This window comes from Klebsiella sp. A-Nf5 (genome assembly GCF_002810545.1).
Taxonomy (GTDB): domain Bacteria; phylum Pseudomonadota; class Gammaproteobacteria; order Enterobacterales; family Enterobacteriaceae; genus Klebsiella; species Klebsiella variicola.
The window spans coordinates 36,919-60,639 of record NZ_PIOG01000184.1 but is presented as its reverse complement, the minus strand read 5'-3'; the positions used below and the strand labels follow the sequence as shown (position 1 = coordinate 60,639).

At 58.5% G+C, this 23,721-nt stretch carries 26 protein-coding genes; 9 read left to right on the top strand and 17 right to left on the bottom strand.

All coding sequences use genetic code 11. From position 1 onward, the window contains the following. Positions 1 to 7 precede the first annotated feature (7 nt). Positions 8 to 874, bottom strand: a complete 867-nt coding sequence (dapF, locus tag CWM53_RS19905) for a diaminopimelate epimerase (protein ID WP_074385707.1) — start codon at positions 872 to 874, stop codon at positions 8 to 10. Between the two features lie 194 nt (positions 875 to 1,068). Between dapF and CWM53_RS19900 the strand changes: the two genes are divergently transcribed. Further along, positions 1,069 to 1,956, top strand: a complete 888-nt coding sequence (locus CWM53_RS19900) for a LysR family transcriptional regulator (RefSeq protein ID WP_100729612.1) — start codon at positions 1,069 to 1,071, stop codon at positions 1,954 to 1,956. 189 nt (positions 1,957 to 2,145) lie between these two features. Then, positions 2,146 to 3,600, top strand: a complete 1,455-nt coding sequence (ansP, locus tag CWM53_RS19895; protein ID WP_100696468.1) for an L-asparagine permease — start codon at positions 2,146 to 2,148, stop codon at positions 3,598 to 3,600. A gap of 50 nt (positions 3,601 to 3,650) precedes the next feature. Here ansP and CWM53_RS19890 read toward each other — a convergent pair whose 3' ends face one another. Then, a complete protein-coding gene (locus CWM53_RS19890; protein WP_002906779.1) occupies positions 3,651 to 3,872 on the bottom strand; it encodes a YgdI/YgdR family lipoprotein in 222 nt (73 codons plus the stop codon). Between the two features lie 161 nt (positions 3,873 to 4,033). After that, entirely contained in the window at positions 4,034 to 5,095 is a 1,062-nt protein-coding gene (locus tag CWM53_RS19885; protein ID WP_008804698.1) for a YncE family protein, read from the bottom strand. A gap of 259 nt (positions 5,096 to 5,354) precedes the next feature. Between CWM53_RS19885 and pqqU the strand changes: the two genes are divergently transcribed. Further along, entirely contained in the window at positions 5,355 to 7,460 is a 2,106-nt protein-coding gene (gene pqqU, locus CWM53_RS19880) for a TonB-dependent receptor PqqU (RefSeq protein WP_165785100.1), read from the top strand. Positions 7,461 to 7,532: 72 nt separating this feature from the next. Here pqqU and CWM53_RS19875 read toward each other — a convergent pair whose 3' ends face one another. Both CWM53_RS19875 and CWM53_RS19870 read right to left on the bottom strand, forming a co-directional pair. Further along, positions 7,533 to 7,832: a DUF406 domain-containing protein gene (locus CWM53_RS19875; protein WP_023322718.1), complete on the bottom strand. Its 300-nt coding sequence runs from the start codon at positions 7,830 to 7,832 to the stop codon at positions 7,533 to 7,535. An 89-nt stretch (positions 7,833 to 7,921) separates the two neighbouring features. Continuing rightward, the gene (locus tag CWM53_RS19870) at positions 7,922 to 8,152 is read right to left on the bottom strand and encodes a hypothetical protein (RefSeq protein ID WP_046620343.1); all 231 of its coding nucleotides are present in this window, start codon (positions 8,150 to 8,152) and stop codon (positions 7,922 to 7,924) included. Here CWM53_RS19870 and rihA point away from each other — a divergent pair. Further along, complete coding sequence (gene rihA, locus CWM53_RS19865; protein ID WP_100729611.1) at positions 8,114 to 9,049, top strand: pyrimidine-specific ribonucleoside hydrolase RihA; 936 nt, start codon at positions 8,114 to 8,116, stop codon at positions 9,047 to 9,049. The genes CWM53_RS19870 and rihA overlap by 39 nt on opposite strands. 98 nt (positions 9,050 to 9,147) lie before the next feature. Here the strand turns inward: rihA and CWM53_RS19860 are convergent, their stop codons facing one another. Next, complete coding sequence (locus tag CWM53_RS19860) at positions 9,148 to 10,185, bottom strand: NADP-dependent oxidoreductase (protein ID WP_100630568.1); 1,038 nt, start codon at positions 10,183 to 10,185, stop codon at positions 9,148 to 9,150. A 65-nt stretch (positions 10,186 to 10,250) separates the two neighbouring features. Beyond that, positions 10,251 to 10,832, bottom strand: a complete 582-nt coding sequence (locus CWM53_RS19855; RefSeq protein ID WP_074385702.1) for a helix-turn-helix domain-containing protein — start codon at positions 10,830 to 10,832, stop codon at positions 10,251 to 10,253. A 161-nt stretch (positions 10,833 to 10,993) separates the two neighbouring features. Here CWM53_RS19855 and CWM53_RS19850 point away from each other — a divergent pair, with 161 nt between their 5' ends. Then, complete coding sequence (locus CWM53_RS19850; protein ID WP_012541564.1) at positions 10,994 to 11,512, top strand: GNAT family N-acetyltransferase; 519 nt, start codon at positions 10,994 to 10,996, stop codon at positions 11,510 to 11,512. Beyond that, positions 11,509 to 11,958, top strand: coding sequence for a DMT family transporter (locus tag CWM53_RS19845; RefSeq protein WP_032730509.1), 450 nt, complete (start codon positions 11,509 to 11,511; stop codon positions 11,956 to 11,958). The genes CWM53_RS19850 and CWM53_RS19845 overlap by 4 nt, the downstream gene beginning before the upstream one ends. Before the next feature lie 8 nt (positions 11,959 to 11,966). Here CWM53_RS19845 and CWM53_RS19840 read toward each other — a convergent pair whose 3' ends face one another. Continuing rightward, entirely contained in the window at positions 11,967 to 12,200 is a 234-nt protein-coding gene (locus CWM53_RS19840) for a YdcY family protein (protein WP_061154428.1), read from the bottom strand. Positions 12,201 to 12,216: 16 nt separating this feature from the next. After that, entirely contained in the window at positions 12,217 to 13,815 is a 1,599-nt protein-coding gene (locus CWM53_RS19835) for an ABC transporter substrate-binding protein (protein WP_100729610.1), read from the bottom strand. Between the two features lie 269 nt (positions 13,816 to 14,084). On the opposite strand from CWM53_RS19835, the gene CWM53_RS19830 reads away from it, so the two are divergent. After that, complete coding sequence (locus CWM53_RS19830) at positions 14,085 to 15,518, top strand: aldehyde dehydrogenase (protein WP_023297722.1); 1,434 nt, start codon at positions 14,085 to 14,087, stop codon at positions 15,516 to 15,518. Positions 15,519 to 15,530: 12 nt separating this feature from the next. Here the strand turns inward: CWM53_RS19830 and CWM53_RS19825 are convergent, their stop codons facing one another. Together CWM53_RS19825 and CWM53_RS19820 are read right to left on the bottom strand one after the other, a co-directional pair. Next, a complete protein-coding gene (locus CWM53_RS19825; protein WP_100729609.1) occupies positions 15,531 to 16,280 on the bottom strand; it encodes an alpha/beta fold hydrolase in 750 nt (249 codons plus the stop codon). Between the two features lie 88 nt (positions 16,281 to 16,368). Further along, positions 16,369 to 16,542 (bottom strand): GhoT/OrtT family toxin, encoded by a 174-nt coding sequence (locus CWM53_RS19820; protein WP_008804686.1) that lies wholly within the window; start codon positions 16,540 to 16,542, stop codon positions 16,369 to 16,371. Between the two features lie 195 nt (positions 16,543 to 16,737). Between CWM53_RS19820 and yncL the strand changes: the two genes are divergently transcribed. After that, complete coding sequence (yncL, locus tag CWM53_RS19815; RefSeq protein ID WP_012968073.1) at positions 16,738 to 16,830, top strand: stress response membrane protein YncL; 93 nt, start codon at positions 16,738 to 16,740, stop codon at positions 16,828 to 16,830. A gap of 65 nt (positions 16,831 to 16,895) precedes the next feature. Here yncL and CWM53_RS19810 read toward each other — a convergent pair whose 3' ends face one another. After that, a complete protein-coding gene (locus CWM53_RS19810; protein WP_100729608.1) occupies positions 16,896 to 17,147 on the bottom strand; it encodes a hypothetical protein in 252 nt (83 codons plus the stop codon). Between the two features lie 489 nt (positions 17,148 to 17,636). On the opposite strand from CWM53_RS19810, the gene CWM53_RS31240 reads away from it, so the two are divergent. Next, positions 17,637 to 17,759, top strand: coding sequence for a small membrane protein (locus CWM53_RS31240; protein ID WP_004175940.1), 123 nt, complete (start codon positions 17,637 to 17,639; stop codon positions 17,757 to 17,759). Positions 17,760 to 18,091: 332 nt separating this feature from the next. Here the strand turns inward: CWM53_RS31240 and patD are convergent, their stop codons facing one another. From patD to ydcS, 5 genes are read right to left on the bottom strand one after another with little or no spacing between them, the layout of a single operon-like run. Beyond that, positions 18,092 to 19,519 (bottom strand): aminobutyraldehyde dehydrogenase, encoded by a 1,428-nt coding sequence (gene patD / locus CWM53_RS19805; protein WP_100729607.1) that lies wholly within the window; start codon positions 19,517 to 19,519, stop codon positions 18,092 to 18,094. 22 nt (positions 19,520 to 19,541) lie between these two features. Further along, positions 19,542 to 20,348 carry an ABC transporter permease gene (locus tag CWM53_RS19800; protein WP_008804683.1) on the bottom strand — a complete coding sequence of 269 codons (807 nt, stop codon included), beginning with the start codon at positions 20,346 to 20,348 and terminating at the stop codon, positions 19,542 to 19,544. Next, a complete protein-coding gene (locus CWM53_RS19795) occupies positions 20,338 to 21,267 on the bottom strand; it encodes an ABC transporter permease (RefSeq protein WP_100729606.1) in 930 nt (309 codons plus the stop codon). The genes CWM53_RS19800 and CWM53_RS19795 overlap by 11 nt, the downstream gene beginning before the upstream one ends. 1 nt (position 21,268) lies before the next feature. Beyond that, entirely contained in the window at positions 21,269 to 22,282 is a 1,014-nt protein-coding gene (locus CWM53_RS19790) for an ABC transporter ATP-binding protein (RefSeq protein ID WP_100729605.1), read from the bottom strand. A gap of 16 nt (positions 22,283 to 22,298) precedes the next feature. Beyond that, on the bottom strand, positions 22,299 to 23,444 hold the full coding sequence (gene ydcS, locus CWM53_RS19785) for a putative ABC transporter substrate-binding protein YdcS (protein WP_100675509.1): 1,146 nt from the start codon (positions 23,442 to 23,444) through the stop codon (positions 22,299 to 22,301). Positions 23,445 to 23,721 lie beyond the last annotated feature (277 nt).

The following is a 23,721-nucleotide window of genomic DNA, read 5'->3' as shown; positions in this document are numbered from 1 at the left end:
CCACCTGTTATGCAGCGCCAGTGAAGATGGCGCTGCCGCCAACAAAGCAGTCTCTATCCAGCGTCAGGCTGGCGATTTTATGCACCGGGCCACGCATACGAACCTGAAAATCCGCGTCGAAGGTGATGTGCAGCTGACCACCAGGCATGTTGACATCCACCCGATCGTCCACCTTCCCTAACCGGCGCATCGCGCTGGCAGCCGCACAGCTGCTGCTCCCGGAGGCCATCGTAAACCCGGCGCCCCGCTCCCAGATACCAATCTTCAGCGTATGGCGATCGATAACTTCCACAAACTGGACATTGGTGCGTTTGGGGAACAAGGAATGGTTTTCGATTTGCGGCCCTAAACGATGAACCTGCGCCAGGTCGAGCTTATCGACGAGGACAACGCAGTGGGGATTGCCCATCGAGACCAGCACGACGGACAGGGTTTCATCCGCCAGCGGCAAGGGATAATTCACCGCCTCAGGCAAATTCACTAAGGCGGGCAGCGCCGCCGGATTGAAATTCGCCCGCCCCATGTCGACGCTAATCTGATGAACATCGCCATGCACAGTGCAATAAACGTCACCGCCCGCCGTATGTACCAGAAAGGGCTCATGGCCGACACGACCGATATCAAAAAGATAACGCGCATAGATCCGTAGCCCGTTACCGCTTTTCTCCGCCTCGGAGCCGTCCGGATTGATAATACGCAGTGTGGGATTAATTTGGTCGCCGCTATCGATCAGCAGGCCATCCGATCCCACGCCATAGTGGCGATGACACAGAATTTGAATATGCTCGTTGCTCAACTGATCGGCAACATCGCGATGGCACACCAGGTAATCATTACCCAGCCCGTGATATTTATGAAAGTGTAAGGGTGTCATTGTGTGAGTTCGCCTGGCGCTGCGGTTTTTTGGACATCTTACATTACATTCACCGTCTTGATGAATTAAACCCTGCGTTGTTAACCGTCGTGGTCATTCTGCTCCACTGCGTCCGGCCAACAGGCTGGCGCCTCCCCTTCATCGGGCATACACTCTGCGTACCTGTGAGCAGTATTCATCAATCCGGAAAGATTATGCTAAAAGAGAACGTAAACGATCTGCTCTCCTTTATGGTGGTGGCGCGTGAGCGCAGCTTTACCCGCGCGGCGGCCCAGCTTGGGGTGTCGCAGTCGGCGCTCAGCCATGCCATGCGCCATCTCGAAGCGCGTCTCGATGTGCGGCTGCTGACCCGCACCACCCGCAGCGTGGTACCGACCGAGGCCGGCGAGCGACTGATTCAGCGCCTCGGTCCGCATCTGGAGGAGATGGAGCGGGCGCTGACCGCGCTGCGCGATACGCGCGAACGCCCGGCGGGCAACCTGCGCATCACCGCCGGGGAGCATGCCACCAGCACCGTACTCTGGCCGGCGCTAAAGCCATTTATGCTGCAATATCCGGATATTAACATCGAAATCACTGTTGATAATGGCCTCACGGATATCGTGGATGGCCGGTTTGACGCCGGGGTGCGACTCGGCGAACAGGTGGCGAAAGAGATGATTGCCGTGCGCATTGCTCCGGATATGCGGATGGCGGTGGTGGGTTCGCCAGCCTATCTGCAGCTGGCCGGTACGCCGCAGACGCCCTGGGATCTTGCGCAGCATCGTTGCATCAATCTGCGGCTGCCGACACGGGGTGGGCTTTACGCCTGGGAGTTTGCCCGCGACGGCCGGGAGATTCAGGTGCGGGTGGAGGGGCAAGTGATCCTCAACAGCCTGCCGCAGCGCATCGACGCGGCGGAGGCGGGCCTGGGTCTGGCCTACGTTCCGGACGACTGTGTAGCGGAGGCCGTAGCCAGTGGCCGGCTGGTGCGGGTGCTGGCAGACTGGACGCCTACCTTCCCCGGCTACCATCTCTACTACCCCAGTCGACGCCAGCATACCAGCGCTTTCACTCTGTTGCTGAAAACTCTGCGACATTGATCTCATTGATAAATCTGTCAAATGCTATCGGTAAATGTTTTAGGTGCGTAACTATTACGTTACGTGTAGGATTCAGCGCCATGTCTGAGCTTATCTCCTACGTCAGAATGATGAGAAAGCCAGCATAATGTGCCAGCCGTCATCCACTCCGGCTGCAAACATGGGCATTGACAGGAAACTGATACATCAATGAATACGAAACACGACACTGCAGCGGAGCACCATGCTGCAAAACGCCACTGGCTCAACTCGCATGAAGCGGGTTATCACAAAGCGATGGGCAACCGTCAGGTACAGATGATCGCCATCGGCGGCGCTATCGGTACCGGTTTGTTCCTCGGCGCCGGGGCACGTTTACAAATGGCAGGGCCAGCGCTCGCACTGGTCTATCTGGTCTGCGGCATCTTCTCCTTCTTTATTCTTCGCGCTCTCGGCGAACTGGTTCTCCACCGACCCTCGAGCGGCAGCTTCGTCTCCTATGCCAGGGAATTCCTCGGTGAAAAGGCCGCTTACGTGGCCGGCTGGATGTACTTCGTTAACTGGGCCATGACCGGGATCGTCGATATCACCGCCGTGGCGCTGTATATGCACTACTGGGGCGCGTTTGGCGATGTGCCACAGTGGGTCTTCGCCCTTGGCGCGCTGGCGATCGTCGGTACCATGAACATGATCGGCGTAAAATGGTTCGCCGAGATGGAATTCTGGTTCGCGCTGGTCAAAGTGCTGGCTATCGTTGCGTTCCTTGTGGTCGGCACCATTTTCCTCGGCTCCGGTAAGCCGCTGGACGGTAATACCACCGGCTTACACCTGATCACTGATAACGGCGGCTTCTTCCCTCACGGCCTCCTGCCGGCGCTGGTGCTGGTGCAGGGCGTGGTCTTTGCCTTCGCCTCTATTGAGCTGGTGGGCACCGCGGCCGGCGAGTGTAAAGATCCGGAGTCGATGGTACCTAAGGCCATTAACAGCGTGATCTGGCGTATCGGCCTGTTCTACGTCGGTTCGGTAGTGCTGCTGGTGCTGCTCCTGCCGTGGACCGCCTACCAGGCAGGACAGAGCCCGTTCGTCACCTTCTTCTCAAAACTGGGCGTGCCTTATATCGGCAGCGTGATGAACATCGTGGTGTTAACCGCCGCCCTCTCCAGCCTCAACTCCGGACTCTACAGCACCGGACGTATCCTGCGCTCGATGTCGATGGGGGGCTCCGCGCCGAAGTTTATGTCGAAGATGAGCCGTCACCACGTCCCTTACGCCGGGATCCTGGCGACGCTGGCGGTGTATGTGGTGGGGGTGTTCCTCAACTATCTGGTGCCGTCGCAGGTGTTTGAGATCGTGCTGAACGTCGCGTCACTGGGGATCATTGCTTCCTGGGGCTTTATCGTGGTGTGTCAGATGCGTCTGCGCAAAGCGATCAAGGAAGGAAAAGCGGCGAAGGTGAGCTTCAGAATGCCGGGGGCGCCATTCACCTCCTGGCTGACGCTGCTGTTCCTGTTCAGCGTGCTGGTGCTGATGGCCTTCGATTATCCGAACGGCACTTACACCATTGGCTCAATTCCACTGCTGGCGGTGCTGCTGGTAGCTGGCTGGTTTGGCGTGCGTAAACGCGTGCATGCGATCCACAGTACGGCGCCGACGCTCAGGAAGTAACTGGCAGGACTCCCGGTTTGTCCATCGCGGGCAAACCGGGAGGTCAGGATTTAGTTATCCTCAACCAGCTGCGACACGTCGCTGCTGTTAATTTCCCGCTTATTACCAGACTCATCAATATAGCTGGTCATCCCCGTTTCTTTATCCAGCTGCGGCTTGCCGTGGGTGACGATCGTCTGACCGCTTTTGGTGGTCATAACGTAGTTGGACGAACAGCCTGCCAGCAGCGCCAGCATCGCACCGGCGCAAATCACCATAAATGGCTTTTTCATTTTATCTCCACTGATTACCACTGCCCGCGCGAAGCGGGAAAGGGTTAAGTGTATAACCATCTGGTTTATCAGGCCAATACGCGTTTGTAACAGAGGGTGAGGTGCCGGACGGCATACGGGGCGCGACCTTGACCGATCGTCGTCGCGCCCGGGCAGCTGGCTTACAGCGCGATACGGATCACATCATCCGGCGCAGTGGCCTCTTTCTCACGGCTGGAAGCCTGTTTCACGCTGACGTACAGCGTTTTGCCGTCATCAGAGAGCGCCAGGCTGTTGGGGTGAGTCGGCGTTTTAAAGGTCTTCACGATCTTGTAGCGCTTACCGTCGATAACGCTGACTTCCCCGGCCTTACGGTGCGTCACATAGGCTTCATTACGCGTCGGGTTAAACAGCACCGCCAGCGATTCCGGCGCGGCGATTTTCTCCAGCACCTTACCATCGCGGGTATCGACCACCAGCACTTCCGGCTGCTTGCTGTCGGTAATAAAGGCGCGGTGACCGGCGGTATCAAGGCTCAGGTTTAAGTAGAAGTGCGCTTTGCCATCGTCCTGCAATTTCTTGCGCGACACAATGGTATTGCTCTCGCTGTCGATGGTCAGCAGTTCGCCGTCGGCATTGGTGGTATAGAGGCGTTTCGCCTGCGGATCGATCGCCAGACCCGTCGCCATTGCCCCGGTGCCGGTAATAGTGGTTTTCAGCTTCAGGGTCGCGCCATCTACCACCCAAATCACGCTCTCTTTGCCCAGACCGGTAATGTAGACCGTGTTGGTCTGCTCATTGACCGCCAGCTCGCGCGGTTGCAGTGGGCGTACGGTTTCACTGCGCTGACGCTCGTCCAGCACCAGACGCCCTTTCACGGCGCCGGTTTTGGCGTCAATGGCGGTGACGGTGCTGTCGACGGTATTGCCAAACCACAACGTGCCGGTGGCATGGTTGATAGCGGCGCCGAACGGCTTCAGATCGTTGTGAATAATCTGCGTCACGTCCAGGGTGGTGGGGTCAAGACGATAAACAATACCGCCCTTGTCCAGTGAGCGACTCTGCGACGTGGCGACCCATAACGCGTTCTCCTGCTGGCTGTAGGCCATTTCGTAGGCCCCTTTTCCGACGGCCTTACGCAGCATCTCATCCGCAGCGTGGGCGCTAAAGCTACCTGCCAGCAGCAGAGAGGTGAATAACAGTGAATGGCGCAGACGCGGCGCGGCAAAATGACGTAGTGACATGACGACTCCCTTTGATAAACCAGTATGTGCTGACCCGACATCGCTTCCGGCGGTAAAGTCCTGGCTTTACCTTTATTTTTGAATGCGAATAGTAATCATTATTTATCTCAAAGTGGAGCGCTAATTGTTGTTGTTCGGTAAATTCATCAGCAAGAAGCACTATCCGTTAACCAACGACGGTTAATAATTTTCAAATATTTTACAAACGGGGTAACATATCTACATATGTTCCATTTGGTTCGTTTCCCGAGTACTATCGATGAAAATCCTGTCCGTGCGTCACGCGGCCCTGCCGGCTCTGCTGCTGCCGCTCATCGCCGCCGCCCAGGCCGCTGATGAACAAACCATGGTGGTGACCGCCGCGCCAACCACTGTTTCTGAACTGGATACCCCCGCCGCCGTCAGCGTGGTCAATGGGGATGAAATGCGCCAGGCCGCCCCGCGCGTCAACCTCTCTGAATCACTGGGCGCCGTACCGGGCTTGCAGGTGCAGAACCGGCAAAACTATGCCCAGGATCTGCAACTGTCGATTCGTGGCTTTGGCTCCCGCTCAACCTATGGCGTACGCGGACTGCGCATCTATGTCGATGGCATTCCGGCGACCATGCCCGACGGCCAGGGGCAGACCTCGAATATCGATATTGGCAGCGTCGACACTATTGAGGTGCTGCGCGGCCCCTTCTCTGCCCTGTACGGTAACTCGTCCGGCGGGGTGATCAACGTCACCAGCCAGACCGGCACCCAGCCGCCCACCGTGGAAGCCAGCAGCTACTATGGCAGCTTCGGTACCTGGCACTACGGGATGAAGGCCACTGGCGCGGTTGGCGACGGCAGCCATGCAGGCGATGTGGATTACACGGTCTCGACCAACCGCTTCACCACTCATGGCTATCGCGATCACAGCGGCGCACGCAAAAATCTGGCGAACGCCCGACTGGGGGTGCGCATCAACGATGTCAGTAAGCTGACGCTGCTGCTGAACAGCGTGGATATCAAAGCCAATGACGCCGGCGGCTTAACCGCCGACGAATGGCGCGATAACCCGCGCCAGTCGCCGCGCGGCGACCAGTATAATACCCGCAAGAATACCCGGCAGACCCAGGCCGGCCTGCGCTATGAGCGCCAGCTCAGCGCCCAGGACGATCTCAGCGTCATGATGTACGCCGGTGAACGTGAAACCACGCAGTTCCAGTCGATCCCGCGCGCGCCGCAGCTGAAACCGAGCCATGCCGGCGGGGTGATCGATCTCACCCGTCACTACCAGGGGATCGATACCCGCCTGACCCATCGCGGAGAGTGGCTGGTGCCCGTCACCCTGACCGCCGGTCTCGATTACGAGAACATGAGCGAGCGCCGCAAAGGGTATGATAACTTTGTGATGGTCAACGGCGCGCCACAGTATGGCGAACAGGGCGCGCTGCGCCGTAACGAACGCAACCTGATGTGGAACGTCGACCCCTACCTGCAGACCCAGTGGCAGTTAACGGAAAAACTCTCGCTCGATGCCGGGGTTCGCTACAGCTCAGTATGGTTCGACTCGAATGACTACTACATCACCCCGGGCAATGGCGATGACAGCGGCGATGCCAGCTATCACAAATGGCTGCCCGCAGGCTCGCTGAAGTATGCCCTGACCGACGCGTGGAACGTCTACCTCTCCGCTGGCCGCGGCTTCGAGACGCCGACCATTAACGAACTGTCATACCGCTCCGATAACCAGAGCGGCCTCAATTTCGGCCTGAAGCCCTCCACCAACGACACGGTGGAGATCGGCAGTAAGACGCGGATTGGCAACGGGCTGTTCACCGCCGCCCTGTTCCAGACCAATACCGATAATGAGATCGTGGTCGACAGCAGCAGCGGCGGGCGCACCAGCTATAAAAACGCCGGCAAGACCCGTCGTCAGGGGATGGAGCTGGGGCTGGATCAGCAGTTTGGCGAGAGCTGGCGTCTGAAGGCGGCATGGACCTGGCTGGACGCGACCTATCGCACCAACGTCTGCGACGACGCCAGCTGCAACGGCAACCGCATTCCGGGGATCGCGCGCAATATGGGCTACGCCTCCTTTGGCTACCAGCCGGAGCAGGGCTGGTACGCCGGCAGCGATATTCGCTACATGAGCGACATCATGGCCAATGACGAAAACACGGCTAAAGCGCCTTCCTGGACGGTGGTTGGCCTGACGACCGGCTATAAATGGAGCTACGGCAGGATGGACATGGATCTGTTCGGCCGCGTCGACAACCTTTTCGACCGGGAGTACGTCGGGTCCGTTATCGTTAATGAATCCAACGGGCGCTACTACGAGCCTGCTCCCGGACGCAACTACGGCATCGGCCTGAACCTCGCCTGGCGCTTCGAATAACACGCCCCTTCCCCGCCGGCGGTGATTGGCGGGGAAGGCTTAACGATGTGGCGTTTTCCTCACGGACGCGGGTTAAAGCAGATTTCGCAGGGATAACTCGAAAATGATCTTTTCCGCCTGGCAGGAGAAAGCGATGGAGAGATCGAGTTTAACCTCGTCGCCAGCGGCGGCGATGGTGTAATCGACCTGCGGCGGTTCACTGGCCGGCGCCGCGGCGGCGGCACGTTCGCGCACGGCGGCAACGGTGGATTCTGCTTCTTCGCGGCTCGGGAACATTTTCTCAGCCCGGTAGACGCAGTCCTCGTTATCAATGATGGTACCGACATCAATGGCGCAGCCTTTGGTGCTGCATTTATCTACTACATCTTTCATCGTAATAACCTCTTGAGTTTTCTTAAGGATAAGAATCCGCTCGCTGAAAAGCAAACCATTAATATCCGTAAGGATTAGCGATTTTTTCATTATATCGCGCCGCGCCGGGCGCCGGCTTGCGCCATCGCAAGGTGAGGCAATATGACTGCGGACGATCGCCTGACGATACGCGATGCCATCGCAGCAATCGTGGCCTCCATCACACTATTCTGCACACCATCTCGTCTGCCTCGCCTCACAGCGTTAGTCTGGTCACAGAACAACGCCAACAAGGAGCTGCTATGGCACTGCCGATGATGATTGATTGCGATCCGGGACATGATGACGCGATCGCCCTGGTCCTCGCCCTCGCCTCGCCGGAGCTGGAGGTGAAAGCCGTCACCGCTTCCGCCGGCAATCAGACGCCGGACAAGACCCTGCGCAACGTGCTGCGTATGCTGACGCTGCTGAACCGGCCGGATATCCCGGTTGCCGGCGGCGCTCGGAAACCGTTGATGCGCGATCTGATCATCGCCGATAACGTGCACGGCGAGAGCGGACTGGATGGCCCAAGCCTGCCGGAACCGACCTTTGCCCCGCAGAACTGCACCGCCGTCGAGTTGATGGCCAGGGTGCTGCGCGAGAGCCAGGAGCCGGTAACTCTGGTGGCCACCGGACCACAAACTAACGTGGCTCTGCTGCTCGCCTGCCACCCGGAGCTGCACGCGAAAATCGCCCGCATCGTGATCATGGGGGGCGCAATGGGGCTGGGCAACTGGCAGCCAGCGGCAGAGTTTAATATTTTCGTCGATCCGCAGGCCGCGGAAATGGTCTTTCAGTCGGGGATCCCGGTGGTGATGGCAGGCCTTGACGTCACCCATAAGGCGCAAATCCTTCCCGCCGATATCGAGCGATTCCGCCAGATTGGCAATCCGGTGTCGACCATTGTCGCCGAGCTGCTCGACTTCTTTATGGCCTACCACAAGGATGAAAAGTGGGGGTTCGACGGCGCGCCGCTGCACGATCCCTGCACCATCGCCTGGCTCCTCAAGCCGGAGATATTTACCACTATCGAACGCTGGGTCGGCGTGGAAACGGAAGGAAAATATACCCAGGGGATGACGGTGGTCGATTACTACCATCTGACTGGCAATCGGCCCAATACCACCCTGATGCTGGATGTGGACCGCGAAGCCTTTGTCGATCTGCTCGCCCAGCGGTTAGCCTTTTACGCCTGACACGCCTGACACGCCTGACACGCCTGACACGCCTGACACGCCTGACATGCCCCTTTTCCGTCGCGGGAAAAGGGGCAGAGTAAGTCGGATCCGCCGGACTAGTCGTCCGCCGCGACGCGGATCACCACCTTACCGAAGTTCTCACCTTTTAACAGGCCGATCAGCGCCTGCGGCGCCTGCTCCAGACCGTCGATCAGCTGTTCGCGATATTTGATTTTCCCCTCCTGCACCCAGCGCCCCATCTGCTGCTGGAATTCCGCGATCCGATGCCCGTAATCCTGGCCGATAATAAAGCCCTGCATCCGAATGCGCTTCTTGAGGATGGTCGCCATCAGCAGCGGCAGACGATCCGGCCCGTCCGGCAAACCGGTGGCGTTATAGCCGCTCACCAGCCCGCAGACCGGGACCCGCGCCGCGGTATTCAGCAGCGGCAGCACCGCGTCAAAGACCTTGCCGCCGACATTTTCGTAGTAAACGTCAATGCCCTGCGGGCAGGCCTGGGCCAGCTGTTCGGCGAAATCCGCGGCGCGATGGTCAAGGCAGACATCAAAACCTAACGTCTCAACCGCATAGCGACACTTCTCCGCGCCGCCGGCAATCCCGACGGTACGGCAGCCCTTAATGTTGCCGATCTGTCCGACCGTGGCGCCAACCGGCCCGGTGGCCGCGGCGACCACCAGCGTTTCGCCCGCCTTCGGCTGCCCGATGTCCAGCAATCCCATGTAGGCGGTGAAGCCCGGCATCCCCAGAACTCCCAGCGACCAGGACGGGTGTTGCGGGTCGTCACCCAGCTTCACCAGTCCGTTGCCATCGGAGAGTTCATAATCCTGCCAGCCGCTGTAGCCCAGCACCCAGTCGCCGGGTTGAAAATCAGCATGATTTGAGGTGACCACGCGGCTCACGGTCCCTCCCACCATCACCGCGCCAATGGCCACCGGTGGCGAATAAGAAGGTGCGTCGCTCATGCGCCCGCGCATATAGGGGTCGAGCGATAAATAAACGGTACGCAGCAGAACCTGCCCCGGTCCCGGCGTCGGCACCTCGCTCTCTTCCAGGCGGAAATTCTCTGCCGTCGGTTCACCATGGGGGCGGGAAGCCAGTACCCAGCGGTGTTGGCGTTGCGGTTGATCTGTCATAGCAAACTCCTCTTGTTAGCAGACTGTACTGAGGCTAGCTGCTTTATGCGCAACGTGCTTTACCATTAAGAGCCGGATGGCGATTGATTAAGGCGAACCACCAGATAGACGCAGGTCTCCGCAGATTCATTGATAAAGCGACAGTCGTTGGGCGGGCCAAGCTCCAGACAATCCCCCTTCTGCATCTCATGACGGGTATTCCCTTCGATGAACACCAGCTCGCCCTGCTGCAGCCAGATAAGCTGGCGGGCGAGCGCATAGGAAGAGGCCGGCATGGGCACATCGCTGCCGGGCGGCAGCTCAATCTGCACCAGATCGATCGGCAGATCGCTGCGCGGCGAGACATGGCGGCGGAGATAGTGGCTTTGCGGGTCGTGCCACACCGGCTGGCTGGCGAAGCGTAGCAGCTTACCCTCCTGCATTTCCGCCCGGGCGATCAGCGTTGACATACTGATGCCGAAGGCGCCGGAAAGACGGCCCAGCATCGAGGCCGTCGGGCTGCTTTCGCCGCGCTCGATTTTATGGATCATCGCCCGTGAGGCGCCGGCCCGTTCGGCGAGGTCGTTCAGCGACCAGCCGCGGGACTCGCGCTCGATGCGGATGCGTGCACTGATGCGCTGATTGAGGTTGTCTTCTATAGTATTCATAACGTAATACTATAGTGTGCGACCACCCATTACACAACTGCCCGTCGGGCCGCGTTATTACCGGGTCATCAGAAAAAATTATGCGGAAAACGGATGACAGTGCGATGTTCATTATTGTAATAATATCGTACTACTATAGTGTACAAAAACTGAGGTTTGCTATGTCCATCCGCCCTGCCATTAAAGACGACTGTGCGGCGATCGCCGAGATCTATAACCACGCCGTCGTGCATACCGCCGCCATCTGGAATGATAAAACCGTGGATACCGACAACCGTATCGCGTGGTTTGAAGCCCGCCAGCTGGCCGGCTTTCCGGTGCTGGTGAACGAGGAAAACGGCGTCATCACCGGCTATTCCTCGTTTGGCGACTGGCGCGCGTTTGACGGTTTCCGCCACACCGTGGAGCATTCGGTGTACGTTCACCCCGATCATCAGGGGAAAGGACTGGGTCGCAAACTGCTGGTTGCGCTGATCGCCGAAGCGCGTCGGCTGAATAAACATGTGATGGTCGCCGGTATCGAATCGCAGAACCACGCTTCGCTGCATCTGCATGAAACGCTGGGCTTTATCACCACCGGGCAGATGCCGCAGGTAGGAACCAAATTTGGTCGCTGGCTGGATCTCACCTTTATGCAGCTGCAGCTGGATGAGCGTCAGGATCCGGACGGCAAGGCATGAATGCGTCGCTCACCCTCGCCTGTCTGGTCGCCGCCGGCGTTGGTCTGGTGGTGCAAAATACCCTGATGGTGCGTATCACCCAGTCGGCGTCAACGATCCTTATCGCCATGCTGCTCAATTCGCTGGTGGGGATCGTTATTTTCGTGACGATGTTACTGCTGCGCCAGGGCGTCGCCGGCTTTCAGGAGCTGGCCCTGAGCGTGAAGTGGTGGACGCTGATCCCCGGCCTGCTGGGGTCCTTTTTCGTCTTCGCCAGCATCAGCGGCTATCAGAGCGTGGGCGCGGCCACCACCATTGCGGTACTGGTCGCCAGCCAGCTGGTTGGCGGGTTGATCATGGATTTAGTACGCGCCCACGGCGTGCCGGTGCGGGCGCTGATTGGGCCGGTATGCGGCGCGGTGATGCTGGTGGTGGGCGCCTGGCTGGTGGCCAGGCGCCAGTTCTGAGCGCATCTTCAGAGGATCGCGCCACCTTTCGTCAGCTGCTCGCGGCGTGCGTCCAGCTCTTCCTGATGCTGTCGCCCATGGTGGGCGATGGCAGTGCGCAGGCGCTGCTGCTGGGTATAGCGTTCCTCACGGCTGAGTTGTGGATCATCGCTCAGGGCGATCAGCAGCTCATTCATATGAGTGATAACGCCCTCGGCAAGGGTGTCATCGACTTTGACGATAACCTCATCCAGATGTGCCATCCTGTTCTCCTTTCGCTTAATTCAGCTTCGCTTTGGAAAAATCACTCCCCATCATGCTCACGCGGTAGCCGCTGACGTTGCTACGGGTGGCATAGAAGGTCTTGCCTGTCGCCAGGGTGATCCACGGCGCCTGCTGGTAGAAGATCGCTTGCGCCTGTTCATAGAGTTTGGCGCGCGCCTGCGGATCGCTCACCAGCAGCGCTTTCTTCACCAGCGCGTCATAGGACTTATCGCACCAGCGGGCGACATTGGAGCCGGTCTGGATATTATCACAGCTGAGCAGCGTGCCGGCAAAGTTGTCCGGGTCGCCGTTGTCCGACATCCAGCCAAACAATGCGCTGTCATCTTCTCCCTTGCGCATACCAGCAAGGTATTCGCCCCATTCATAGCTGACAATCTTCGCTTTCACGCCCACTTTAGCCCAGTCGTTTTGGATCATTTCGGCGATCCGCTTCGAGTTCGGGTTGTAGGGGCGCTGGACCGGCATCGACCACAGGGTCACTTCCGTCCCTTGCTCCAGACCCGCCTGCTTGAGCAGCGCTTTGGCTTTCTGCGGATCGTAGTCATAGTCCGGGAGATCTTTCTTATACCCGAGCATCGTGGATGGGATCGGTGATTTCGCCACGCTGCCGGAATCGAGGAATACCGCCTTGACGATCGCTTGCTTGTCGGTGGCATAGTTTAATGCCTGGCGCACCAGCACATTATCAAACGGTTTTTTCTCCGTGTTGAACGCCAGATAGCCGACGTTCAGCGCCTCAACCGCATGCAGCGCCAGATCTTTATTGCCCTTAATCACCGGGAACTGAACCGGCGAAGGCGCAGGAATAATCTGGCACTCGTTGGTCTGCAGTTTCGCAAGACGGGTCTCGACGTTCGGCGTAATGGAGAAAATCAGGTGCTTAGTCGGTACCTCGCCTTCCCAGTAGTGGGGATTGGCGATATAGCGGATTTGGGAATCCACTTTATACTGCTGCAGGGCATACGGCCCGGTACCGACAGGCCAGTTATCAACATTCTCCGGCGTCCCTTTCTTCAGCATCGCCTCGCCATACTCCGCCGACAGAATAGAGGCGAAGTCCATGCCCCAGTCGGCAAGAAACGCCGCGTTCGGCTCGTTAAGCACGAACTGGACGTGATAGTCATCGACCTTTTTCACCGACTTAATCAACTTATCGAGGCCCACGTCGTGGAAGTACTCATAATTCCCCTGCGACACCTTGTGATAGGGATGCTGAGGATCCATCTGGCGCAGCACGGAAAACAGGACGTCGTCGGCGTTAAAATCGCGGGTTGGTTTGAAGAATTTGTTGCTGTTGAACTTCACCCCCTGACGCAGAGTAAAGGTCCAGGTTTTGCCATCCTCAGAGACGTGCCACTCGGTGGCCAGCGACGGGATCGGCGTGTTCTTCACCGGGTCAAAGGTGACCAGGCGGTTATACAGCACCTGCGAGCTGGCGACGAACGACGGGCCGGAGCTGGCGATTTGCGGATTAAAGGACTCCGGAGAGGCTTCTGAGCAGTAGACCAGTGTGTCATTGCCTGCGGCCCAGGCGGTGCCGGCCGGCAGCAGTGCGCTCAGCAGCAGCGCCAGCGTGGTTTTCCCTGTAGACATGGTTATAAGTCCTGATTATTGATTATAAGAACCGTAATATCAGCACAGGCGCCCGCCCCCGGCAAATAATCAATGGCTATCACCTTATGCAAATCACGCTGAAATCGCTGGTTTAATCGGCGTAGCGCTGTTTTTTACGCCAGCAAGTGTCGGGATGTTGTGAGCCACACATAATTCCTGCAAAAAAATGTGCGATAACCGCCCTGCTCACGCTCACTGTCAGTAGTGCCCGGTACACTGGGGGAACCGCAGAACAAGAGGTTTCCACCATGACAATCACCTGCAATCTGTACATTGACGGCCAGTGGCACGATGCCGAAGGCCGCCGCACCTTTACCCGACGCCACCCGGCCCACGACGACGTCGCCTCGGTGGCTGCGGCCGCCAGTCTCGCCGACGGCAAACGCTGCGTCGAAGCCGCGGCCAAAGCCTTCCCGCTGTGGCGTGATACCTCTCCGGCGGAACGACGCCGTTTACTGCTCGACGCGGCGGAACATATGCTGTTGCGGGAGGCTAAATTTATCGCCGCCATGGCGGCGGAGACCGGCGCGACCGCGCACTGGGCCGGCTTTAACGTTCATCTGGCGGCCGATATCCTGCGCGAAGCGGCGGCGCTGACCACCCAAATTGAAGGGCAAATTATTCCTTCCAACGTGCCGGGCAACCTGGCGATGGGCGTCCGCCAGGGGGCGGGGGTGGTGCTGGGCATGGCGCCGTGGAACGCACCGCTGATTCTGGCTACCCGGGCGCTGGCAACGCCGCTGGCCTGCGGCAACGCAGTGATCCTCAAGGGCGCGGAGCTGTCGCCGGCCACTCAGGGACTGATTATCGACGCCCTTGACGCGGCGGGCTTCCCACCTGGGGTGGTGAACTATCTTACCTGTGCGCCTGAAGATGCGCCGGCACTGGTGGAGTCGCTCATCGCCCACCCGGCGGTGCGGCGCGTTAACTTTACCGGCTCCACGCCGGTGGGGCGGATTATCGCCCGCACCTGCGGGCAATATCTTAAACCGGCGGTGCTGGAGCTCGGCGGTAAAGCGCCGCTGCTGGTGCTGGACGATGCTGATATCGAGCAAGCGGCGGCGGGCGCGGTTTTTGGCGCATTCGCCAACGCCGGCCAGATCTGCATGTCCACCGAGCGCATTATTGTCGACAACGCCGTAGCAGAGGTGTTTATCCCGCTGCTGGCCAGGCGCGCCGCCGCCCTGCCCGCCAGCCTGACGGGGCCGGTGGTTGATATGAACACCATCACCCGCTGCAACGCCTTAATCGACGATGCGTTAGCCAAAGGCGCTCGCCTGCTAACCGGTGGTAAAGCCAGCGATACCCACATGGCGCCGACCTTGCTGGACGGCGTGACCCGCGAGATGCGGCTGTGGAACGAAGAGTCCTTCGGCCCGGTAAAAGCGATTATTCGGGTTAAGAATGAAGAAGAGGCGCTGACGGTGGCCAACGACAGTGAATACGGTCTTTCCGCTGCGGTCTACAGCCGCGACAGCGCCAGAGCGTGGAACGTGGCGCAACGTCTGCAAACGGGCATTTGCCATATCAATGGCCCAACGGTGCATGATGAAGCGCAAATGCCGTTTGGCGGCTGCAAAGCCTCGGGCTATGGCCGCTTTGGGGGGCGGGCCGGCATCGCGGAATTCACCGAACTGCGCTGGATAACACTCCAGACCCAGCCCCGCGAACTCCCTTTCTGAGCCGGTATTCTTTTAACCCTGGCTGGCGATGATCTGCGCCAGCCCTTGCGGATTCTCCCACGCCATCGAGTGCCCCCCGCGGGGCACAATCCCGACCGGGATCCCCTGCGCCTCAGCCAGGTCAATATCGGCATAAGGTAGCGAGAGCTCGCCGACGATCAGCCTTTTTTGACAGTACAGCTGGCAGAGCTGAGTAAACCAGGGTGTATCGCTGCCACGCATCAGGCTGCTGGCGGCCCGCCAGACGGCCCAGGGCGCGCTGTTTTGCAAACAGCCGGCCCATGGCGAGCGCTCCTCAGCCAGCATTCTGGCATAGCCTTCGGCAATAAAGGCCGCCTCTGTCTGCGCCGCAATGCGCCTGCTGTACTCACCACCGCCGGCGAACAGATTGGGTTCTGAGACCAGCAGCGTGGTCACGCGCTCGCCCAGCAACCCCGCCGCTTCGATGGCGATGCTTCCTCCCATGCTATGACCGAACAGCGCGAAGCGCTGCAGGCGCAGATGGTTAAGTAGCTGCTCCACGACTTGCGCTTGAATATGTATGTTGTAACTAAATTCGTGCGGTTTATCGCTGTAGCCGAAGCCTGGCAGATCGATGAGTATTTTGCGCCGTCCGTTCAGAGCAGGATCGCTGGCGACGCGGGGATAATCATAAGATGACGCACAGCCGAGGCCGTGGATAAACACCACCGGGAGGCCATCTCCCGGAAGATCGAGCCAGCGCAGCGTGGCGCCTGCGACGGAAGAAAAGAAACCGTTCACCTGTATGCCTCCATGATAAGGTTACTGGTTTTTTATACAGTAATCTTACCCTTTCCGCCACCCTTTTCTGCCGTCCGGCATCTGAAGGTTAAAACAGCGAGACGAGCAGCGCCATCGGAAAGCTGAACGGCCAGGTGGCGCCGATCAACAGGGCCGCCAGCAGGCGGATCACCCGGCTCTCTTTGGTCAAAAACCAGCTAATCACGGCGCATATCACGCCCATAATGGCGTAAAACACCAGCATTTTTTGATATAACGTCATTCTTACTCTTCCTTCCCTGAGGGGCGTTCCATGGTGGGATGATTATCTGCCATGACGTCGTGATTCAGAGATACCTGTATAACAAATTCTGAAACGGGCTGAATATTGAGAATAAAGCCTGATTCGTCTTAATCCGATAGCGCAACCGCAGGCGCCGTACTATACCTTTAGGGACTTACTCATTAAGGTGGCGTTATGGATGTCTCCAGCAAAACCGTCATTCTGATTAATGTCTGCGCCGCGTGCGTACTTATCAGCCTGCTGTCCGTGAGATTTGGCTGGTTTTAATGATTTTACTCAGCAACGAAACCTAAAAAAGCAGCCCACTGGGGCTGCTTTTTTACGCACGGACTTTACGTGCGGACATTAGCGATATTATTAGGGTTATAAGCGACAGGTGCTGACTGGCCTGCCGCAATAACCTTATTAAGCTCATGGTTATAGTGCGGCAGAAAATTCATCTGTTCGCTATCCCATTCGGCGGCAGCGCAGACGGCCTGCCCCACTCCCGCGTTCTCACAGCCCTGAATGCGTTTTGCCGGGGCGTTACCATAGCTCAGCGTCACAGCGCCGATAGCCAGCAGAATAAAAGCCAAAATTTTCACAGCGACATCAACGTTAAACCTAATATGCGCTAAATGATCGCATGAGCAGCGACGGAAAGTCAAACCCGGGAGCGCCCGCGCGCCCCTGCAGCCTGCATTTTGCCCGCCTCACGGAATATTTAATATTCAGAACAAATATCATGCAATAACAGCAAATATTAAATCCTTATTTATAGTCGTGAAATAATTTCGGTTCAGGGCAATTCGATTGGTCTGATAAAGATAATATGTCCCCGTTCTCAGGGGGAAAAGATTGTCGCCGCGTTCACCAAAAATGCGATATTCCGTGCTGGGCCTCCATCTTAATACGATAAAAGGCCGCTACAAACCGTTGTTACATAAACCCTTCATTGTGGATCTCGCGGTTAATCGCCAAAAATAGCGCTAAATGACAACAAATATCATTTGCCTTCCCTTCAGATAATACTTACATTCATAACTATTGGTAATGTTTTGGCGCCAGGGCGCTTTTTATATTTCGAGGTGGATATGTCCGGAATCATCACGCTGGTCATCGCGCTGATCCTGCTGGTCGCGGCGGTGTATAATCTTATTTCCTATATTCGTGACCGTCGTAGCGCCAGTTTACCGAGCAAAAAAACCAAGCGCTGAATGGCGGGCAGACGATGCGTTTCCTGATGGCCATTCGGTCTTCATCCCGCGACGCGGCGGGCATAAAAAAGCCCCTGCCAACAGGCAGAGGCCGGGATACGCTCGCGAACCGCGACGTTGTCGCCTCACCCGCCGGGCGCAACGCGCCCTGGGTGACTGGCGGACCCCATCCGGCGCTTATCTCCGGCACTCACATTGGCTTAGCTCTTGAAGGGGCATCAGAATAATCTCATATCCCCCTCGCAGAGTTTTGACAATTTTTGCCATTGTGACTATTAGCGAACTAACACAACCGTCGCGCAATCATCGCCAGCCACTACAGGGTCAATGCTTTAGCCATGCTTAACCATGACATGGCGGACCACGGTGTAATCCTCAAGGCCATACATCGACATGTCCTTTCCGTAGCCCGACAGTTTCTGGCCGCCGTGCGGCATTTCACTCACCAGCATAAAGTGGGTGTTGACCCATGTGCAGCCATACTGCAGCCTGGCGCTAAGCCGGTGGGCGCGGCCTACATCTTTCGTCCATACTGAGGACGCCAGACCATACTGGGAATCATTCGCCCAGCTCAGGGCCTGCGCTTCATCGCTGAAAGGCGTCACACTGACCACCGGGCCAAACACTTCGCGCTGCACAATGCCGTCTTCCTGCCGGGCGCCAGCGAGCAGCGTCGGCTGGAAGTAATAGCCCGCGCCGTCAGCCCGGCGACCGCCGGTGACCACTTTAATATGCGGCAGTGCCTTTGCGGCTTCCACTGCGGCACTGACCCTTTCAAGATGCGCCAGCGAGCTCAGCGGTCCCAGCTCGGTAGAGGCATCCTCTGGCGCGCCCATTTTCAGGCTGGCCACCGCCGCCCCGAGTTTCTCCACCAGTTGGTCGTAAATACCCTGCTGAGCGTAGATCCGGCAGGCAGCCGTGCAGTCCTGGCCGGCGTTATAAAAGCCGAAGGTTCGTACCCCGTCGACTACCGCATCGATATCCGCGTCGTCAAAAACAATGACCGGCGCCTTGCCGCCCAGCTCCATGTGGGTGCGTTTGATCGACGAGGCGGTATGGCTGATGATATGGGCCCCGGTGGCAATCGACCCGGTCAGCGAAACCATTCGCACTTTGGCATGCGAGGTCAGCGGGTCGCCTACCGTTTTGCCGCGGCCAAACAGCACGTTGATCACCCCTTCGGGGAAGATATCTTTTGCCAGCTCCGCCAGCTTCAGCGCCGTCAGGGGAGTGATCTCCGAGGGTTTTATCACCACGCAGTTGCCTGCCGCCAGCGCCGGGGCCAGCTTCCAGGCCGCCATCATCAGGGGATAGTTCCACGGAGCAATGGAAGCCACCACGCCCACCGGGTCGCGGCGGATCATTGAGGTATGCCCTTCGAGATACTCTCCGGCGGCCATTCCCGGCAGGCAGCGGGCGGCGCCGGCGAAGAAGCGGAAGACGTCCGCAATGGCCGGCATCTCATCGTTAATCACGCAGTGCAACGGCTTGCCGCAGTTCAGCGACTCCAGCTGCGCCAGGGTCTCCGCCTGCGCCGTGACGGCGTCCGCCAGCTTCAGCAAACATTCCGAGCGCGTTTTCGGCGTTGTCTGGCTCCAGGCATCGAACGCCCGATCCGCCGCCTCAACGGCGGCATCGACCTGGGCCGCTGTCGCTTCGGCAATCTCCAGGATCACATCGCCGGTCGCAGGGTTGTATACCGGCACCTTTTCGCCTTCACCTGCCACTAACTTACCGTTTATCAAAAGGTTGTGTTGCATAGCATTATCCTGTTTCATGGTTTTATTTCCCGTTTCCGGCGTCGTTATCGCCGTCACGGGTGAGCCACCAGGCCCCTAAGATTGGTATCGTCGTTACCAGCATCACCAACAGCGCGACAACGTTGGTGACGGGCACATCGCGCGGCCGCCCCAGCTGATTCAGTAACCACAGCGGCAATGTACGCTCATGCCCCGCGGTAAAAGTAGTGACGATAATTTCATCAAACGACAGCGCGAAGGCCAGCATTCCCCCCGCCAGCAGCGCCGATCCCAGATTGGGCAACACCACGTAGCGAAAGGTCTGCCAGCCGGTCGCGCCCAGATCCATCGAGGCTTCCACCAGGCTCCACGAGGTCCGACGAAAGCGGGCGATGACATTGTTAAACACCACCACCACACAAAAGGTCGCGTGCCCCACCACAATGGTCAGTAGCCCTGGCTCGAGACCGACGGCTTTAAACGCCGTCAGCAGCGCCAGGCCGGTAATGATCCCCGGCAGGGCGATCGGTAACAGCAGCAGTAGCGATACCGCATTCTTACCAAAAAAAGTGCTGCGCCACAGGGCACCTGCAGCCAGCGTGCCAAGTACTAAGGCAATGGCCGTCGACAGGGCGGCAATTTTAAGTGACAACGTCACGGATTCGAGAATATCGCTACGCCCTGCTGCCTCGCTAAACCAGCGTAGCGTCAGCCCCTGCGGCGGAAAGCTGAAGGCCGCATCCTCCGTATTAAAAGCATAGATGGCAATGATCAGCAGCGGGAAGTGGAGGAACACCACTCCGCCCCAGGTCGCCAGTTGCAGATACCAGGGTGCGCGTTCAGAGTGCATCGAAGGCTCCCAGACGTTTCACGAACGCCAGATAAAGGGCAATCAGCACGATCGGCACCAGGGTGAACGCCGCCGCCATCGGCATATTGCCTATCGCCCCCTGCTGTGAGTAGACCATGTTGCCGATAAAGTACCCCGGCGGCCCGACCAGCTGCGGCACGATAAAGTCGCCCAGCGTCAGCGAGAAGGTGAAAATCGATCCGGCGGCAATGCCGGGGATAGCCAGCGGCAGAACCACATAGCGGAAGGTCTGTCGTGGCCCGGCGCCAAGATCGGCCGACGCCTGCAGCAAGGAGCCCGGAATGCGCTCCAGCGCCGCCTGCACCGGCAGGATCATAAACGGCAGCCAGATGTAGACGAACACCAGAAAGCGTCCCAGCCCGGAGGTGGACAAGGTGTTGCCGCCGACCGCCGGGACGGTCAGAAGCGCATTCAGCGCCCCTTCCAGTCCAAGATGGCCCAGAAACCACTGCGCCACACCATCTTTGGCCAGCAGCAGTACCCACGCGTAGGCTTTGACGATATAGCTGGCCCACATCGGCAACATCACCGCGATATAAAAGAAAGCCTTCATTTTGCCGCTGGTATAGCGAGCCATGTACCAGGCCATCGGCAGCGCCAGAATGGCGCTGCCGAGCGTCACACTCAGGGCCATCACCAGGGTACGGACAATAATGTCGTAATTGGCGGGGTTGAACAGCGCCCGCAGGTTGGCCAGCGTAAAGTCGCTGGTCACCGACATGGTGAAGTCGTCAAAGGTATAAATACTCTGCCACAGCAGGGTCAGGAGCGATCCCAGATAGACGATGCCAAACCACATCAGCGGCCCGAGCAGCAGTAAAAACAGGCCCAATGCTGGCCGACGCCAGAAGATCCCGGATACGCGCCCGGTCTGCGCAGGAATCATCGTCATGGTCATCTCAGCCTCCGCTTTCCAGCGGGGTCATCGCTGACCGCGACCATGACGCCAGCACCGTTTGCCCCATCCGCGGGGCGCTGGCTGCCGCCGCGCCATCGATATTCGCCTGGCTGACCAGCAGCTTGTCCCCCTCCGCCAGCCTGAGCTCAATCCGTGTCGCCGCCCCCTGATACTGTACCGCCTGCACCACGCCCTGTACCTGAACCTCGCCGCCGCCCTGCAGGCGAACATGCTCCGGACGCAGCGACCAGCTGCCCGGCATGCCGCACAATCGCCGGGCCGCCTCGGCTTCAAAGACGTTGGCGGTGCCGACAAAGCCAGCGACAAACGCGGTTTTCGGATGCAGATAGAGATCCTGCGGCGCATCCACTTGCTCGATGCGCCCATTGTTAAACACCGCCACGCGGTCTGACATCGACAACGCTTCGCTCTGGTCGTGGGTCACGAAGATGAAGGTGATCCCCAGCGACTGCTGCAGCTTTTTCAGCTCCACCTGCATCTGCTCGCGCAGCTTCAAATCCAGCGCGCCCAGCGGCTCATCGAGCAGCAGCACCCGCGGCTGGTTCACCAGCGCCCGGGCAATAGCGACCCGCTGCCGCTGGCCGCCGGAGAGCTGAGAAGGCTTGCGATGATGAGCAAAACCAAGGGCCACCTTTTCCAGCGCTTCCTGGGCGCGGGCATGGCGCGCTTTCTTCGCCATGCCTTTGACCATCAGGCCGTAGGCGACGTTGTCGAGGATCGACATATGGGGAAACAGCGCATAGTCCTGGAACACCGTATTCACATCCCGCTGCCAGGGCGGCAGTTCGCTGGCCAGCTGACCGAAAATACGGATGGTGCCGCCGGAGAGCTGCTCGAAACCGGCAATCAGCCGCAGGCAGGTGGTTTTGCCCGAACCGGAGGGCCCCAGCATCGAGAAAAATTCACCATCGCGAATGCCTATGCTAACCCCATCGACGGCCCGCACATCGCCGTACAGGCGCGAAACATTCTGAAACTCGACCGCGTACGTCATTGTCTGCCTCCCGTCCTTAGCGGCCGCCCATTATCGCAATATAGTCCTGAGTCCAGCGGCTGTAGGGCACGAATTTTCCGCCTTCGGCAACCGGCGTTTTCCAGAAGTGGATCCGGGTAAACTGGTCATAGCCGTTGGTTTCACAGCCTTTATCACCGAGCAGCGCGCTGGCTTTACACCCCTCTGGCACCACCGGGAGCGAGCCGAACCAGGCCGCCACATCGCCCTGCACCTTCGGCGTGAGCGACCAGTTCATCCATTTGTAGGCGCAGACCGGATGCTTCGCTTCGCTGTGCAACATGGTGGTATCCGCCCAGCCGGTCACCCCCTCCTTCGGAAACACGGTGGCGATGGGCTGGCCTTCAGCCTTCAGGCCGTTGGCCTGATAGGGCCACGAGCTGGAGGCGGCCACCCCTTCGTTTTTGAAGTCGTTCATCTGCACGGTGGCGTCATGCCAGTAGCGATGGATCAGCGGTTGCTGGTCGCGCAGTACTTTCAGCACCGCGTTATACTGGGTTTCGGTCAGTTGATAGGGGTCTTTAATGCCCAGCTGCGGCTGGGTGGCTTTAACGAACAACGCGGCGTCAGCGATATAGATCGGGCCATCATAGGCCTGCACGCGTCCCTGATTGGTTTTGCCGTCCGGCAGGTTCTGTTTAACGAAGACCACGCTCCAGCTGTCCGGCGGCGTCGGGAATACGCGGGTGTTGTACATCAGCAGGTTCGGCCCCCACTGATACGGCGTGCCATAGGCTTTACCGCCGACGTTAAACCATGCCCCTTGCGCAATGCGTGGGTCGAGGGTGCGCCAGCCGGCAATCAGCGCGGTGTTAATCGGCTGAACGCGTTTGCCCATGATCAGACGCAGTGAAGCATCGCCCGACGCGGTCACCAGATCGTAGCCCCCCTTGGCCATCAGGCTGACCATCTCGTCAGAGGTAGCGGCGGTTTTGACATTAACCTGACACCCGGTCTCTTTTTCAAACTGGGTGACCCAGTCGTACTGCTTGTCAGTCTGGCCGCGTTCGATATACCCCGGCCAGGCAATAATATCGAGCCGCCCTTCCGGTTTATCCAGCGAGGTGAGTGGCTCCGCCGCCTGCACGGTCAAACAGGCCATACTCAGCACATAAAGGCTGCAACGGGCAATTTTTTTGCTCATCAGGTGTTACTCCTGTCACAAGGTAATTAGCGGCAGCCGTGCCGTAAAAATATCTCCTGAAATAAGGGTAGTCAGCGGATTAACGCCCCCTGGGGAATTTATTCAGGTTGTGACCCGGGACGCATTACGCAAAAATCGCCAACACAAGCAGAACTTTATGGATTATAGACAACGAGTTAGAGAAAAAGGAGGGGTATGCGTATTTCCTATGGTGAGCGCCGGTAAAATAATGACCGGCCTTGATAAAAACTCACCCGCGTTTATTTTTGCCGAGAGT